13 protein-coding genes and 1 pseudogene are annotated in these 15,962 nt (G+C 46.0%); 5 read left to right on the top strand and 9 right to left on the bottom strand.

Annotated features, from left to right (window positions below; translation table 11 throughout):
- Positions 1–221 (top strand): annotated as a pseudogene (locus Q5076_RS16745) (IS5/IS1182 family transposase); the annotation flags it as partial.
- 298 nt (positions 222–519) lie between these two features.
- Here the strand turns inward: Q5076_RS16745 and panD are convergent.
- Together panD and panC are read right to left on the bottom strand one after the other, a co-directional pair.
- Positions 520–873 carry an aspartate 1-decarboxylase gene (panD, locus tag Q5076_RS16740; protein ID WP_025074321.1) on the bottom strand — a complete coding sequence of 118 codons (354 nt, stop codon included), beginning with the start codon at positions 871–873 and terminating at the stop codon, positions 520–522.
- A gap of 81 nt (positions 874–954) precedes the next feature.
- On the bottom strand, positions 955–1,803 hold the full coding sequence (gene panC, locus Q5076_RS16735; RefSeq protein WP_303014830.1) for a pantoate--beta-alanine ligase: 849 nt from the start codon (positions 1,801–1,803) through the stop codon (positions 955–957).
- Between the two features lie 142 nt (positions 1,804–1,945).
- On the opposite strand from panC, the gene Q5076_RS16730 reads away from it, so the two are divergent.
- Positions 1,946–2,782, top strand: a complete 837-nt coding sequence (locus Q5076_RS16730; protein WP_303014829.1) for a glycogen/starch synthase — start codon at positions 1,946–1,948, stop codon at positions 2,780–2,782.
- 19 nt (positions 2,783–2,801) lie between these two features.
- Positions 2,802–4,499: a DUF4270 domain-containing protein gene (locus Q5076_RS16725; RefSeq protein WP_303014826.1), complete on the top strand. Its 1,698-nt coding sequence runs from the start codon at positions 2,802–2,804 to the stop codon at positions 4,497–4,499.
- A gap of 586 nt (positions 4,500–5,085) precedes the next feature.
- Here the strand turns inward: Q5076_RS16725 and Q5076_RS16720 are convergent.
- The 3 genes from Q5076_RS16720 to Q5076_RS16710 are packed head-to-tail and all read right to left on the bottom strand — an operon-like array spanning position 5,086 to position 9,765.
- Complete coding sequence (locus tag Q5076_RS16720) at positions 5,086–6,528, bottom strand: glycoside hydrolase family 57 protein (RefSeq protein ID WP_303014824.1); 1,443 nt, start codon at positions 6,526–6,528, stop codon at positions 5,086–5,088.
- Positions 6,529–6,545: 17 nt separating this feature from the next.
- On the bottom strand, positions 6,546–7,811 hold the full coding sequence (locus Q5076_RS16715; RefSeq protein ID WP_004301784.1) for a glycosyltransferase family 4 protein: 1,266 nt from the start codon (positions 7,809–7,811) through the stop codon (positions 6,546–6,548).
- A 16-nt stretch (positions 7,812–7,827) separates the two neighbouring features.
- Complete coding sequence (locus Q5076_RS16710; protein WP_303014823.1) at positions 7,828–9,765, bottom strand: glycogen debranching enzyme N-terminal domain-containing protein; 1,938 nt, start codon at positions 9,763–9,765, stop codon at positions 7,828–7,830.
- Positions 9,766–9,979: 214 nt separating this feature from the next.
- Here Q5076_RS16710 and Q5076_RS16705 point away from each other — a divergent pair, with 214 nt between their 5' ends.
- Positions 9,980–10,759: a rhomboid family intramembrane serine protease gene (locus Q5076_RS16705; protein ID WP_303014821.1), complete on the top strand. Its 780-nt coding sequence runs from the start codon at positions 9,980–9,982 to the stop codon at positions 10,757–10,759.
- Positions 10,760–11,153: 394 nt separating this feature from the next.
- Here the strand turns inward: Q5076_RS16705 and Q5076_RS16700 are convergent, their stop codons facing one another.
- Together Q5076_RS16700 and Q5076_RS16695 are read right to left on the bottom strand one after the other, a co-directional pair.
- Positions 11,154–11,765: an HU family DNA-binding protein gene (locus Q5076_RS16700; RefSeq protein WP_303014820.1), complete on the bottom strand. Its 612-nt coding sequence runs from the start codon at positions 11,763–11,765 to the stop codon at positions 11,154–11,156.
- 245 nt (positions 11,766–12,010) lie between these two features.
- A complete protein-coding gene (locus Q5076_RS16695) occupies positions 12,011–12,610 on the bottom strand; it encodes a MarC family protein (RefSeq protein ID WP_303014819.1) in 600 nt (199 codons plus the stop codon).
- A 137-nt stretch (positions 12,611–12,747) separates the two neighbouring features.
- On the opposite strand from Q5076_RS16695, the gene Q5076_RS16690 reads away from it, so the two are divergent.
- Positions 12,748–13,416: a Crp/Fnr family transcriptional regulator gene (locus Q5076_RS16690; RefSeq protein WP_303014817.1), complete on the top strand. Its 669-nt coding sequence runs from the start codon at positions 12,748–12,750 to the stop codon at positions 13,414–13,416.
- Between the two features lie 167 nt (positions 13,417–13,583).
- Here Q5076_RS16690 and guaA read toward each other — a convergent pair whose 3' ends face one another.
- Both guaA and mscL read right to left on the bottom strand, forming a co-directional pair.
- A complete protein-coding gene (gene guaA / locus Q5076_RS16685) occupies positions 13,584–15,107 on the bottom strand; it encodes a glutamine-hydrolyzing GMP synthase (protein ID WP_303014815.1) in 1,524 nt (507 codons plus the stop codon).
- Positions 15,108–15,468: 361 nt separating this feature from the next.
- Positions 15,469–15,918, bottom strand: a complete 450-nt coding sequence (mscL, locus tag Q5076_RS16680; protein WP_303014813.1) for a large-conductance mechanosensitive channel protein MscL — start codon at positions 15,916–15,918, stop codon at positions 15,469–15,471.
- Positions 15,919–15,962: the final 44 nt, after the last annotated feature.

Genomic DNA, 15,962 nt, shown 5'->3' with positions numbered 1-15,962 from the left:
AGAAAGGAAAAGGAAAGGAAGGAACAAACAAACGTACGCCTAAGGCTTTATCCGCTATTGACCCCGGAGAATTGCGGGAAAAGGCCACTGCTCTGAACAAACAGCTCTCAAGGATGAATAAAGCCGAAGAAAAACAACCCCCAAAACTACAGGAAGATTATTTGCCACGTCTGGAGAAATACGAATCGCAATCGGAGAAACTAAAAAAGAAGGCATCCTTTCGGAACACCTTCTTCAAAATGAGACAATCCTCTTTTATCGTTCACTTCCGGAGAACCGGAGAATTCCCTTTCCCCTATTCTACCACTTTATTTGTCGCCAGGTCCGGAGAATCGGAGAATTCCCTCTCCCCTATCCTACCACTTTGTTTGTCGCCAGGTCCGGAGAATCGAAAAATTCCCTCACCCCTATTTTACCACTTTATTTGTCGATGGGTCCGGAGAATCGGAGAATTCCCTCTCCCCTATCCTACCACTTTGTTTGTCGACGGGTCCGGAGAACCGAAGAATTCCCTCTCCCCTATTTTACCACTTTATTTGTTGCCGGGTCCGGAAAAATGACAGTCGGCTTAAACGACTTGGCTTCCTCAAAATCCATCAATGCATACGACATGATAATCACAATATCGTCCGGCTGCACCTTACGGGCGGCAGCGCCATTCAGACAGATTTTCCCGGAACCGCGTTCACCTTTGATAATATAGGTTTCAAAGCGTTCGCCGTTGTTATTGTCAGCGATATACACTTTCTCGCCCGGAATCATATTGGCAGCATCCAGCAAATCCTCGTCAATGGTAATGCTACCCATGTAATTCAAGTTCGCTTCCGTGACACGTGCGCAATGAATCTTTGACTTCAACACTTCAATCATCATATACTTATAAAATTTTAAACAGTGAATCAAGAGTTCTACCCGATTTAGAATCCGGACAGCGGACTCCCGGAATAAACCACCTTACTCGCCACTGTATTTGATATTATCAATCAGCCGGACCTCCCCGCAGAACACCGTGATGCAACCCACCGCATAAGCGGTATCCTTCCAGTCACTTATCTTCTGCAACGTGTTTCCGTCCACAATCTCAAAATACTCCAGCTTCAATCCCGGAGCAGCCCCGATTGCGTCCTCCACCATTTTCAGCGTCTCGCCTACCGTATGGGAGGCTGCAAAGTTACGACTTTTAAATAATGTCCGAGAAATATTTAAAGCATTTTCACGTTCTTGCGCAGACAAACGTTTATTCCGGCTGCTCAAAGCCAATCCGTCTTCCTCGCGCACGATGGGACAACCGACAATCTCCAGTTTGTAACCCGACTGACGGACCATTTCACGGATAATCGCCAATTGCTGGAAATCCTTCTCCCCAAAATAAGCCCGGTCCGGCTGCACCGCGTCAAACAGCTTGCTGACAATCTGGCAAACCCCGTTAAAATGTCCCGGACGGAACGCGCCTTCCATCACGGTATCCAACGGGGCATAACTGAATTTCCTCGTATCCGGTTCCGGATACATCTCCGCTACCGAAGGGACAAAAGCAAAATCCGCACCACACTCTTCCAACAGGCGGCAATCCGCCTCCACCGTGCGAGGATATTTTTCCAAATCATTCTTATCGTTAAACTGAGTGGGATTCACAAAAACACTCACTACAGTAACACCATTCTCGCTTACGCTGCGCTTTACCAGAGATGCATGCCCCGCGTGTAAAGCACCCATTGTAGGAACTAATCCCACCTTCTTACCCAAATCCCTCAGCGCCTTCAACTCGGCCTGTAAGTCCTTGATAGTGTGTACTACTTTCATTTTCGTCAATTGGTTTATGTTTTACTCGTTTGCAAAAACTCTGCAAAATAAACTAATATTTGCCACATAAAGAAAGAATATCTTATTTAATGTGTCTTTTTTTTCGTATCTTTGCAGAATATTATAGTGAACTATTGTTATTATGACAAAGGCGAATAAAGTTTTATTTATTACTCAAGAGATTACACCTTACGTTTCAGAATCCGAAATGGCCAACATAGGTAGAAACCTTCCGCAGGCAATCCAGGAAAAAGGCCGTGAAATTAGAACTTTTATGCCCAAGTGGGGAAACATTAACGAACGCAGGAACCAATTGCATGAAGTAATCCGCCTCTCCGGCATGAATCTGATTATCGACGATACCGACCACCCTCTGATTATAAAAGTCGCTTCCATCCAATCCGCACGCATGCAAGTCTATTTCATAGACAACGACGACTACTTTCAGAACCGCCTGCAGACGGTAGATGAAAACGGGCTGGAATATGACGACAACGACAGTCGCGCCATTTTCTATGCACGCGGTGTATTGGAGACAGTAAAAAAACTTCGCTGGTGTCCCGATGTCATACACTGCCACGGCTGGATGACGGCACTCGCTCCCCTCTACATAAAAAAAGCATACAATGACGAGCCCTCTTTCCGGGATGCCAAAGTCGTATTCTCGGTATATGAAGAGGATTTCAAAAACACGCTCAGCGATGATTTCGCAACCAAACTGATGCTGAAAGGAATCGCGCAAAGCGACCTGGGAGGATTAAAAGAGCCGGTAGACTACGCCGCACTCTGCAAACTCGCCATCGATTATTCGGACGGAGTGATACAAAACAGCGAGAAAGTGGACGAATCCATTATGGAATACGCCCGTAAATCAGGCAAGCCCGTACTAGACTATCAGACCCCGGAAAATTATTCCGATGCCTGCAACGAGTTCTACGACCTGGTATGGGAAGCCACGGCAAACGAAGAAAAAGAATAAAAAACAAGATACGACGCTCATGAAAACAAAATACGCCTTAATAGCTTTGCTGGCAATCACCTTTTTCGGATGTGACGACAACACTGCCGGACTCGGACTGGGAATGTTCCCCGGAAGCGACCAGAATATCAACGGAAAGCTGACTACATTTAACGTAACCACCGAATCCGTTCACGCAGGTGAGGTTTATGCGATGACCAATATCGGATATGTAGGCAAATTCACCGACCGGACGTTCGGGACCTACGAAGCCGGATTCCTATCGGAGCTGAACTGTCCGGAAAACCTGACCTTTTCCAAAGTGTACCAAGAAAACAGCGAAGGAACCAAGGCTACCGGAAAACTGGTAACCAGTTTCGACAACCTGGACATAGAAGAGGATGTTAAAAAAAGATTTTCCCTCATCACAGACGATAACGGCGAAGTCATAGGAAACTGTCAAATCAACATTTACCTATGGTATAGCAGCTATTTCGGAGATTCATTAACGGCATGCCGCCTAAGCGTCTACGAACTGGACGAAAACCTGAGCGATAAAGACGCATATTACACCAATATCGACCCGAAAGAATATTACGATGAAGCTACGGGATTGCTGGGAATGAAAGCATATACCGCAGTAGACCTGTCGGTAAGCGATTCCGTCCGCAACCTGTCCTCATACATGCCGAGCGTCAGCATCCGGCTGGAAAAAGAGAAAGCCGAGGCATTAGGGAAAAAACTATTCAAATCTTCCCTGGAAAACGGAAGTGATTTCTATAAATTCTTTCCCCAGGAATTTAAAGGAATATATGTGAAAAGCGACTACGGCGACGGTACGGTGCTCTACATCAACCAAGTACAAATGGATATCGTCTCTATACAATATGCGACCGACAGCATCAGCGGGCTCAAATTAAAATCGAAAGTCAATCCGGACAAAGATTCGATACAATACACAGGACGCAGTTTTGCCTCCACCCGTGAGGTTATCCAGGCAAACCGGCTGGAGAATGACGCGGAAGCCATCCAGAAATGCATCAACGAATCCAAATGGACATATCTGAAAAGCCCGGCAGGTATCTTTACGCAAGCATCCCTTCCGATTAAGCAAATAGCCGAAAAGCTTCAGGGAGACACGTTGAATGCCGTAAGACTAAGCATTCCGATTTACAACCAGTCAGAAGATAAAAAGTTCGGGATGTCCATCCCCAGAAGCGTACTGTTGATACGTAAGAAATATAAAGAAAGTTTCTTTAAGAACAACCAGTTAAGCGACGGTACGATTTCATCCCTATTTGACCAGTCGTCCACTTCCGGCAACCTGACGGAATATACCTACAACAATATCACCAAGCTGATAAATAACTGTCTGGAAGACAGGGCAGCGGCGGAAAAAGAAATACGGGACAAGGGCTCTATCACCTTCCAAACCATAGACGATGAAGGAAACACCCATGAACACACGGTCAACAATATCACAGACTGGGAAAGAAACAGCGAATGGGACAAAGTAGTGCTGATTCCGGTACTTGTAACCACAGATTCCAGCTCTTCAGGCTATTATGGCAGCAGTTCAAATATCATAGGCATACAACATGACTTAAAACCGGGTTATGTATGCTTAAAAGGAGGCAGTAGAGGAAAACCAGATGACGACGGTACGTATCCATATCCGGAGAACGTTTTAAAACTTGAAGTAGTCTCTACGAACTTCGGTTCGGAGAAAGCGGAATAAATAACAGGATTATTATCCAATAAAGAAACCGGTCATTTTATTCTAAAAAGAAACCCAAGAGGGTTGTCCCAAATACTCGAACCGCACTCTAAAAGTCAGGCAGAAACTTTTAGAGTGCGGTTCAAATATACAATGAGGCAACCTCCGTCATATCCGTAAATGACAACGAAGCATCTCCTTATCTTATTACCTGATGTTTCCCAATATTCCCCAGAAATCTCCAGATACGCTTGCCAACAACAGTTTTCCGCACTTTATTAAGAAGAGATATACAAAAACAGAACCGGTAAAAAACCGGTGAACGAAACAAAGTCAAATCAAACGGATTACGGATGATAAGGAATTACCTGATTCACCCATCCCCCCCAAACAAGGAAGAGCCATCGGAAACCTTCCGCCCCTCCCCTTCCGACAAAACAATAAAAAGGAATATTCAGTAAATGGCCCTAAAAGCGATTCCCCCATTTCCTCTCTTTCATTCAAAAATCAGAGAGAAAACAAGGGAATCCAGAAACTACAATCGACTAAAACTGTAATTCGTCAAACTTCATTCCAAATCTTCGCGGAACATCCTTTCCTTGAAGATTTACTCCTCTTTCTTCACGGCAGCTTTTTTCCGCCCGGCCGTCTTTTTCGGAGCAGCAGCTTTCGCCGCCTTCTTTTCGGCAGGCTTGGCTTCCTTGGAGGTTGCCGGCTCTTTTACGGCAGCCTTCTTGACAGTCACTTTCTTTGCCGCCTCTTTCGCAATCTTTGCCTGCAACTTCCCGACTTCTTCCTCCAGTCCGGTAATCTCATCCCCCTGATTCTTGATGGTAGTCAACAGGGAATTAAGCTCCTCGCTATCCACATCCGCAGGATACAAAGCATCCACCCGCTTGATGAAATCAGCCAGAATATTCATATAATTAGTAAAAGCATCGTAAGGAGAATCATAGATACCGCGGTTCAACCAGATACCCGTATTCTTCGTTGTCATAAAACGGAAGTTATTGCTGGCCTGCAAATAATCCCAGTCCTGTTTAATACGGCGGTCGTCACTCAAATGCACACGTTCGGCAACACTGTACAGCTTATTGAACGCCTCACGCTGGAGCACATTACCCAACCAACAGCTAGTATCTCTTTCTTCGTCCACCCATGACATCGGATATGCCACATCAAGTTGGGAAACAGACTTCAACTTCGTCACAATCTCAGTCGGCGTAGAGAACGTAATCCCTTTCGCCTTCGCACATTCCGGCAAAGCCTTCAAGAACTCGAGGATATTGGAAGACAACGGCTGAGCCATGCCGAGCGCGCTCAACTCCATGAATATATTGATAACCTGTTCCTCTTGCGGCAGCGCATCAATCCAGCTAATGTATTTATCCGCAAACAACGGATATTCCGGCCATTCCGAATTAGAGAAACGCAAGCTGATATCGTCCGACAGCTTGAAATCCCTCAATAACAGTTTAAGGCTGGGCGCCTGGTTGCAATGATATACATAATGCGGGCTCTTCCATCCCAGAATATGCCTGGCTCCCTCTGTCAGCATCCCCTTGAAGCCCATAGAAGCCACCAAACCGCCTATTTCGTCCGAATAAATCAGACTCGAATTACGGAACACCTTCGGTTCCTTCCCAAACATCTGTTTCATCTTATCCCGTTGCCGCAACACTTCCTCACGGAAACAATCCTCATTGGCGAGAGAAGACAAGCCGTGCGAATAAGGCTCGCACAAAAATTCGCAACAACCCGTTTCATTCAACTGGTGCAACAAATCGATTACCGCCGGAGCGTGGATTTCCAACTGTTCCAGAGCCACCCCCGAAATAGAAAGCGCCACCTTAAAAGCTCCGCCCGAATTCTTCACCATCTCAATCAATGTGCTGAGAGCAGGAATGTATGAACGCTCGGCAACCTCATTCATACCCGTTTCGTTCGCATAATCATCATAATAATAATGGTCATTGCCGATATCAAAGAAACGATAACGTTTCAAATGGATAATTTGATGTATTTCAAAATAAAGACAGATAGTTCTCATTTTTATTTATTGTTTTGTTATTTACCATAGTTTCTTAACACAGCCTCATAGAGAGCACGGATTCTCAAGCCAACTTTCTCCCAAGTAATCCCATCTACTTCCTTCTTTCCCTCTTCCTTGAGGTATTCGAAAAGAGACGGATTAGTACAAAGAGAATGGATAGCGTCAGCCATTGCATGAATATCCCAGTAGTCAGTTTTTATCACCTTATCAAGAATCTCGCCACACCCCGACTGCTTAGAAATAATGGAAGGTGTTCCACACTGCATGGCCTCCAATGGAGCAATGCCGAAAGGTTCAGAGACAGACGGCATGACAAATACATCGCTGTTCTTATAAACCTCATATACCTGCTTACCTTTCATAAAACCCGGGAAATGGAACCGGTCAGCAATACCACGTTCGGCCACCAGGTTAATCATGGCATTCAACATATCGCCCGAGCCAGCCATGACGAAACGAATATTACGAGTACGACGCAACACAAGCGCAGCAGCTTCTACAAAATATTCCGGTCCTTTCTGCATCGTAATACGTCCAAGGAAAGTGACCACCTTTTCTTTTGAGTGATCGGGACGTGGAATATCCAGCAGTTCCTGCGACAATGGATAAACAGCATTATGCATGGCAAATACCTTCCTGGGGTCCTGATGATACTCGTTAATAACAGTGCGACGAGTAAGCTCGGATACGCACATGATACAATCGGCATGATCCATACCATTCTTCTCAATCGAATAAACAGTAGGATTGACTTTGCCACGAGAACGGTCAAAATCCGTAGCATGCACATGGATGCAAAGCGGCTTTCCGCTAACCATTTTAGCATGTACTCCGGCAGGGTAAGTCAGCCAGTCATGCGCATGAATGATATCAAACTCCTGCTGACGGGCTACTACTCCGGCAATGATCGAGAAATTATTAATTTCTTCGTGCAAGTTCCCGGGATAACCACCAGCAAACTCCATACACCCCAAATCATTAACATGCATATAAGAAAAATCGGCATAAATATGATCGCGGAAAGAGTAATATTCTTCCGGTGTCATTTCCAACAAACGGGATTTCAAGTAGTCGTAGTTGACATCACGCCACACGATGGGTACTTGATTCATACCGATTATTTTCAAGAACTTTTCTTCTTCACCGCTCGGTTTAGGCATACAGAAAATCGTCTCCATATCACCTTGCAGACTCAATCCTTTAGTTATTCCATAAGAAGCAACCGCAAGACCACCATATATTTTGGGAGGGAATTCCCATCCAAACATTAAAACCTTCATCTTCGTTCCTCCTTTTTTAATAATACTTAGACAGCAGTTTCAAAACACGCAATATTTCCGCCACATTCATTGCGAACGATACTGCACCACGTCCCTTGAAAGGCGGGTTCCCGTCAAACAGTTCGGGAATGGAGCCGATACAATGACTTGTCATTTCATCATCATAACTAATCAATTGGCGTTCGACAAACGACAATCCGCTCATTTTATATATGCGAAGATAAGCTTCCAGATAGAATCCCATCAGCCAGGGCCATGCCGTTCCTTGATGGTAAGCATAATCCCGCTGCACCTGGGGACCCACATAGTTCGGATTATACCCGCCGCTCTTCGGGCTCAACGAACGGATTCCTTTGGGAGTAAGCAATTCCTTAGTCACGATATCGAGCACCTGCTTCTTCTGCCCCCTGTCCAGAGGAGAATAATCAAACGCCACGGTGAATATCATGTTGGGGCGTACGCTCCAATCCATCATATTGCCGTCTACGTAATCGAGCAAATACCCGTATTCGTTACGGAACACCTCTACAAACGACTTTCCGGTCACCTCCGCCTGCGCGTCGAGCTCGTCCGCGAGAACGGCATCCCCTCCTTCGCGAACCAAATCGGCGACAAAACGCAATGCGTTATACCACAAAGCATTGAACTCGACGATATATCCCGTACGCGGAATCACCGGACGCCCGTTCACCGTAGAGTTCATCCATGTAATCGCCTTATCCGTGCCGTTGGCATAGAGCAGCCCGTTTTCATGCAAGAAAAGATTCTCGTGTTTTCTCTGACGGATAAATCCCATGATATCTTTCAAAAGCTCCCCGTATTTCTGGCGGCATTGCTCGCGGGAAGTCTCCTTCGCATATTGCTGCAAAGCCCAGACAGCCCAAAGCAGGACATCAGGGTGCTCCATTTCATAAATCTTGTACCCGACAGGCTCTTCATTGATAAAGTTGCGAATCGCCTTTTCCGCCGTTTTCATCACATCCTCAAACTGGTCTGTCTCGTCAAGGGCGAGCGTGAGTCCCGGCAAAGCGATGAACATATCGCGCGCACGGCATTTGAACCACGGATAGCCGGCAAGAATATAATGTTCATCTTCCTGCTGGTTGTGGAACTGGTGGGCTGAGTTTTTCAGGCAATGATAAAAACTGTCGCGCGGCGTACGGTCTGCCACCTCCGCTTCAAACGTCTGTTTCAACCTGCGGGGAGATACCTCCGAAATACCTGCGGAGAACACGATGCTCTCCCCTTTCTTGATATCCACCTCGAAATATCCGGGCACATAAAGGTCTTCATTAAAGTCATATCCGCGTTCCTGCTCTTTCGGATACTCGATACCGCGATACCAGTCGGGCAAGAAATGGAACTCACATTTCTTGTTCAACTGCATGTAAAGCTCCGGATAACCGGGATACATGCAAGTCTTGATACCGTTTTCCACAATCTGATATTCGCGGCTTGCCTGCGCATTCTCGTGCGTGTACTCGCGCACACTTCTGAAAGCGAGGAACGGACGGAAACGCAAGGTTGTCGCCGAATGCGCGTCAAGTAAAGTATAACGAATCAGGATTCTGTTTTCATGGTGTACAAAGATTTTCTCTTTGCGGAGAATTACACCTCCAACACGGTAAGTCGTCGCCGGGATATGCTCACAATCAAACTCACGGATATACTTATGCCCGTTAGGGCTAAAATGATTTCCCTGATATTTGTGCAATCCCAAGTTAAACTCCGCACCGTGTTGAATTACCGTTTCATCAAGAGAAGATAGCAGCACATGATTTTCATCGTCGATATTGGGAACTGGAATTACCAACAGGCCGTGATATTTGCGTGTGTTACAATCAACAATCGTCGTACAATGATAAGCTCCTGCTTTGTTCGTCCGGAGGATTTCTCTTTGAAGAGACTCTTCCAGATTCGTCATGAGGGTCTTGTCAAATCGTAAATAACTCATAGTTGTGCATTATTAAAGGTTAATTTATTGGTCATTATATCATATATCTATTTATTGTTACATACCGCATATATGGGCTGTAGCATCATATACAACGGGTATAACGCCCAAATGTACAAATTATAGATAAAAACAAAAATAAAAAGGCTTTTTATTTTCAGATTTTGTGCAAATATTCGTAGTATTGCGTAAAATATCTAAAGAAAAGAATGTCATGAAGCAAGATATTCAGCATATCATGCTGGCTGCGGCGAAACCCTTGTTCCTTATTTTTATTTTATATATTCTCAAGACGCTGGAAGTCGGAATGGCGTGGGACTTCTCCCACCTCGGAGTATATCCCATGGAAAGACGGGGAGTGGCCGGCATCCTGACCCATCCGCTGGTACATAGCGGGTTCAGTCATTTACTGGCAAACACCATCCCTTTATTCTTCCTGTCATGGTGTCTTTTTTACTTTTACCGGGGAATAGCGGGTAAGATTTTCATTTTAATCTGGCTCGGAAGCGGTCTGCTCACCTTCCTGATTGGCAAACCGGGATGGCACATCGGAGCCAGCGGACTGATTTACGGACTTGCCTTCTTCCTCTTTTTCAGCGGCATTCTCCGCAAGTATGTTCCACTCGTCGCCATCTCCCTGCTCGTCACCTTTTTATACGGAGGAATCATCTGGAACATGTTTCCATATTTCTCGCCCGCCAATATGTCGTGGGAAGGTCATCTCAGCGGAGGAATCACCGGAACGCTCTGTGCCTTCGCTTTCATGAAGCACGGGCCTCAACGCCCGGAACCTTTTGCGGATGAAGAAGAAACGGAGGAAGAGGAAATAGAGGAAGGGAAAAACAATGAGGAAACAAACGGGAAAAACCTACAAACGACGGAAGAAATAGAAGAAGGGAAAAACAACGGGGAAACAAACGGGAAAAACTCACAAACGACGGAAGAAATAGAAAAAGGGAAAAACAACGGGGAAACAAACGGGAAAAACTCATAAACAACGGAAGAAACAGAAGAAGGGAGAAACAACGGGGAAACAAAAAGGAAAAACTCACAAACAGCGGAAGAAATAGAAAAAGGGAAAAACAATGAGGAAACAAACGGAAAAAACTCACAAACAACGGAAGAAATAGAAAAAAGGAGAAACAACGGGAAAACAAACGGGAAAAACTCACAAACAACAGAAGAAACAGAGAAGCCAAAGTATCTTTGACCTGTCTGATAAACATCAGCCCCCTGTCTGAAAACGGTAATCCACCCTCACGGCAAAGAAAAGCCGGAAAACAGAAAGACAATCCGCCCAGCCTTAAAATAACGGCGGACAAAAGCCGGCCCCCGCACAACCTCTTCCCATCGTTTCCATGCGCTCCCGTCCGGCAACAGGGAGGAGCCTATTTCCCGTAATACCCGGATTTAGGCACATAAATCGGCTGAAAGCGGGTTCCTATATTCTCAATCTTTCCCTGCTCTTTCAAACGTTGGATATGACGGGACGCCATTATCTGAGTAAACCGGCAGATAGACTGCAGATTACGCCGAATCAAAACCTGGTGAGTAGCGAAAAACTCCGTCAGGCGCCGGTCGATTTCCTCCTCCGAAAGGGTGGCAGAATGGCACTTCCATTTCGAACGCTGTATGTGCATATCGCGCAATTCGCTTTTGAGTTCTTTGTCCGCCTGAAAACGAATGGATTTGAAAGCGACTTTATCCGAACGGGTCTTAACGTCATATACCGGTTCCGTAACCTGCAACGTGACTTGGAAATATCCTACGCCTTTCAGGTGCACCCGTTCGCCATTTTTAAGATGAAAGCCCATGAAACGGCTTAACGACATCAGGACGCCTTCCACCTCCGCTTCGCCGAACGTCGTAGCCCCGTGAATCTCGGCTGCCAGATATTCCGTACTTACGGAATCGAAATTAACGACCCGCGGATGATATTGCTCTTCCTCCCCTTCTTCTCCCGTTCCGGGATTCTTGTAAAACTCAAATTGTACAGCCATCTTTACCTTATATATTAGTTCTTCATTCGTCGGGACACCGACACTCTTACCGTTTCTCACCGACCCCCTTGCTGTTTGTTGCCGAGACGGGTGGCTTCTCACCAAGATGACAAGAGCTTATCACCCGGATGCGGAGACCTTTGCACCTTGATGATAAGCTCTTCTCACTCTAGTGAAAAAGTATAGTAAAACCGTCAAATATACGAAAAAAAGAGGTGAAAAACAAGTAAAGGAAAAATTATTATTCAAGAACGGTGCAATGCTTCAATCAATAAGGTTATATTTGCCGTAAACAACCTGACGGAGATAGCCAACAGGATGATACCGAAGAATTTACGGATAATATAAATGCCGCCTTTTCCCAAGAAACGCTCTACGCGCCCGGTCATGCTCACTACGAAATAAACCCAAATCATGTTCAGCACCAAAGCCACGATGATATTGATGCTGGCATATTCCGCCCGCAGGGAAAGCAAAGTCGTAAAAGCCCCCGCGCCCGCCAACAAGGGAAAGACAAGCGGCACCAGAGTGGCCTCCTTGATAGGGCCCTGATTCTTGAAAATCTCAATGTCCAGAATCATTTCCAGAGACATCAGGAAAATGACAAACGCACCGGCAATGGCAAACGATTCGATATCCACATGAAAGAGTTTCAGCATCATATCTCCCGCGTAGAAAAAGCCAATCAACAAGGCGAAAGAGATGATGGTGGCTTTCATCGCATTCACATCTTTCCCCCTTTCCTTCAAGTTAATGATGATAGGTATGGAACCGATAATATCTATTACTGCAAACAGTACGATAAACGCACTGACCATTTGCTGCCAATTAAAGCCTTCGAACATAAATTCCTCCTTTTTTTCTGCAAATATACTCTATTTTTATGCATTCAAACAATAAAAAAAACAAAAAGAAAGGGCGGATATTGACGGCAGTGTTGTATTATGAGTAAATTTGTACGATAAATAAGAAATTAAAACGTATGGAAACAATGTTCGACACTTTGCTCCAATTACCTTTATTTCAAGGTCTTTGCCATGAAGATTTTACCAGTATCCTGGATAAGGTAAAGTTACATTTTATCAAGCATAAAGCGGGAGAGACGATCATTGAGAGCGGCAGTCCTTGCAACCGGCTCTGTTTCCTGCTAAAAGGTGAAATATCCATCATCACCAACTCCAAGAAAAACATATACACTGTCATCGAACAAATGGAAGCCCCTTATCTGATAGAGCCTCAATCCTTATTCGGCATGAATACGACGTATGCTTCCTCTTATATCGCACATACGGAAGTCCATACGGTCTGCATCAGCAAGGCTTTCGTGCTCAGCGATTTGTTCAGGTATGAGATTTTCCGGCTCAACTACATGAATATCATCAGCAACCGTGCTCAGAATCTTTACTCCCGCCTTTGGGAAGAGCCTACTCCGGACTTGAAAGACAAGATTATCCGCTTTTTCCTGTTGCACTGCGAAAAGATGCAAGGGGAAAAAATGTTTAAAGTAAAAATGGGCGACCTGGCACGTTATCTGGACGATACCCGCCTGAATACCTCCAGGGCGCTGAATGAGATGCAAGACAGCGGACTGATAGAACTGCGCCGGAAGGAAATCCTCATTCCCGACGTACGGAAATTAATACAAGCCTGATATGGCAATCCCCCTGCTCCAGCCCTGATTTTATCGCAATGCAAGGCAAGAACAAGGGGAATTTATCTTGAAAAGGCCTCAATCCGCCGCCGGATTTTCAACCTTCCGTCTCCGTATCGGGCATCTCCTGTTTTCAGAGATGAAACAACGGACTTCCGAACCGTTTTTTATTCCCACTCTATAGTGGCTGGCGGTTTGGAACTGATATCATAGGTTACGCGGTTCACCCCTTTCACCTTATTAATAATATCATTCGACACCTTACCCAGGAATTCGTAAGGCAGATGGGCCCAGTCGGCAGTCATAGCGTCCGTAGAGGTCACGGCACGCAGGGCAACCGCCCTTTCATAGGTACGCTCATCTCCCATTACGCCTACGGACTGTACCGGCAACAGGATAACTCCCGCCTGCCATACCTGGTCGTACAATCCCCAGTCACGCAATCCTTGAATAAAAATATCGTCGGCATCCTGCAGAATGCGCACCTTTTCAGGAGTGATATCTCCCAGAATACGTACAGCCAGTCCGGGACCGGGGAAAGGATGACGGGTAATCAGATGTTCCGGCATGCCCAGCTCGCGTCCTACCCGGCGGACTTCATCCTTGAATAACAGGCGGAGCGGTTCGCACAACTTCAAATTCATCTTCTCCGGAAGTCCGCCTACGTTATGGTGGCTCTTGATGACCGTGCCCGTAATGGACAATGATTCGATGCAGTCCGGATAGATAGTGCCTTGCGCCAACCATTTCACATCTTTTATCTTGTGGGCTTCCACGTCAAACACATCGATGAAGCCTTTACCTATTATCTTGCGTTTACGTTCCGGTTCCGTCACGCCTGCAAGTTCCGAAAAGAATTTCGCGCTGGCGTCTACTCCTATCACGTTCAGGCCCAGGCATTCGTAATCGTTCAGCACGTTTCTGAATTCATTCTTACGCAACATGCCGTGGTCTACGAAGATACAGGTCAGGTTCTTGCCGATAGCCTTGTTCAACAGCACGGCAGCAACGGATGAATCCACGCCGCCGCTCAATCCGAGCACAACCTTGTCATCGCCCAGTTGCGCTTTCAGTTCCGCAACGGTGCTCTCGATAAAGGAAGCCGGCGACCAGTCTTGCTTGCAGCCACAGACATCCACCACGAAATTTTTCAATATCTGCGTACCGTCTTCGCTATGGAACACTTCCGGATGGAACTGGACTCCCCATACATTTTCACCTTCAATCTGATAAGCGGCAATTTCCACCTTATCCGTCGAAGCTATTTTCTTGAAACCGGCAGGGACGGCAGTAATCGTATCACCGTGGCTCATCCATACCTGCGTATTCTCACGCACTCCCTTGAACAATACATTATCTTTACAGAAAGACGCCAGATGCGCACGGCCGTATTCGCGCGTGCCGGCAGGCTCTACCTTGCCGCCATTGGTGTAAGCCATGAATTGCGCGCCGTAGCAGATGCCCAGTATCGGATATTTGCCGCGGATTTCACTTAAATCTACTTTGAAGGCGTCTTTGTCGTAAACAGAAAAAGGACTCCCGGAAAGGATTACCCCTTTAATTGTCGTATCTTCTTTGGGAAATTTGTTGTAGGGAACAATTTCGCAATACGTGTCCAATTCGCGTACACGGCGCCCGATAAGCTGCGTGGTCTGCGAACCGAAATCAAGAATTATTATTTTTTCCTGCATATCAATGGTTGGATTTTAAATAAATGATTTGCAAAAGTAGGAAAAAGAACGCAAACTGACTGAATAATAAACAGAAAAATATATCCGCAAGGCAAATCCGAGGGTAAACGGGACATGCCATGAAGAGAAAAGACGGACTTTTTTCCCGGCAGGCACGTGGCGGAACCCTCATTTTCCTTTCAGGGCATTCCCGCACCAATCACGGCGTTTCCGCACCAATCATGGCATTTCCGCACCAATCACGGTATTCCCGCACCAATCACGGTATTCCCGCACCAATCACGGCGTTCCCCTCATAAATCATCCCCGTACTCGCCCGCCAATCACAGCAGTTCCGTAGCAGACCGCCCTTTCCTTGCCGTCACTTTCCCGTTTTCATTTCTTTATCTTTCAACAAATCGCGAATCTCCGCCAGTAAAACTTCTTCTTTGGAAGGCGCGGGAGGCGCCACCGGCACTTCTTCTTTTTTCTTTGCGGCCAGCTTGTTTATCAGACGTATAAACAAGAAGATGGAAAAGGCGATAATCAGAAAATCGAACGTGGCCTGTAAAAACTGCCCGTAATCCAGGGACACGGCGGGCGTTATCTCTTTGCCGTCGGGACCGTTCTCCGCCGCTTTCATCACCCATTTCAAATCCGTAAAATTCACACCGCCGACCAGCAAGCCAATCGGAGGCATTATCACGTTTGCCACCAAGGACGACACGATTTTTCCGAACGCGCCGCCAATGACTACGCCGACCGCCATGTCTATGACGTTGCCTTTCATGGCGAACGCTTTAAAGTCCTGTAAAAATGTACTCTTTCCCATCTTTTTTCAATATTTAATGTGAATTTAATATGCGAATATAAAAA

The organism is uncultured Bacteroides sp. (genome assembly GCF_958445495.1).
Lineage (GTDB): Bacteria > Bacteroidota > Bacteroidia > Bacteroidales > Bacteroidaceae > Bacteroides.
This window is presented reverse-complemented; position numbering and strand designations above follow the sequence as displayed.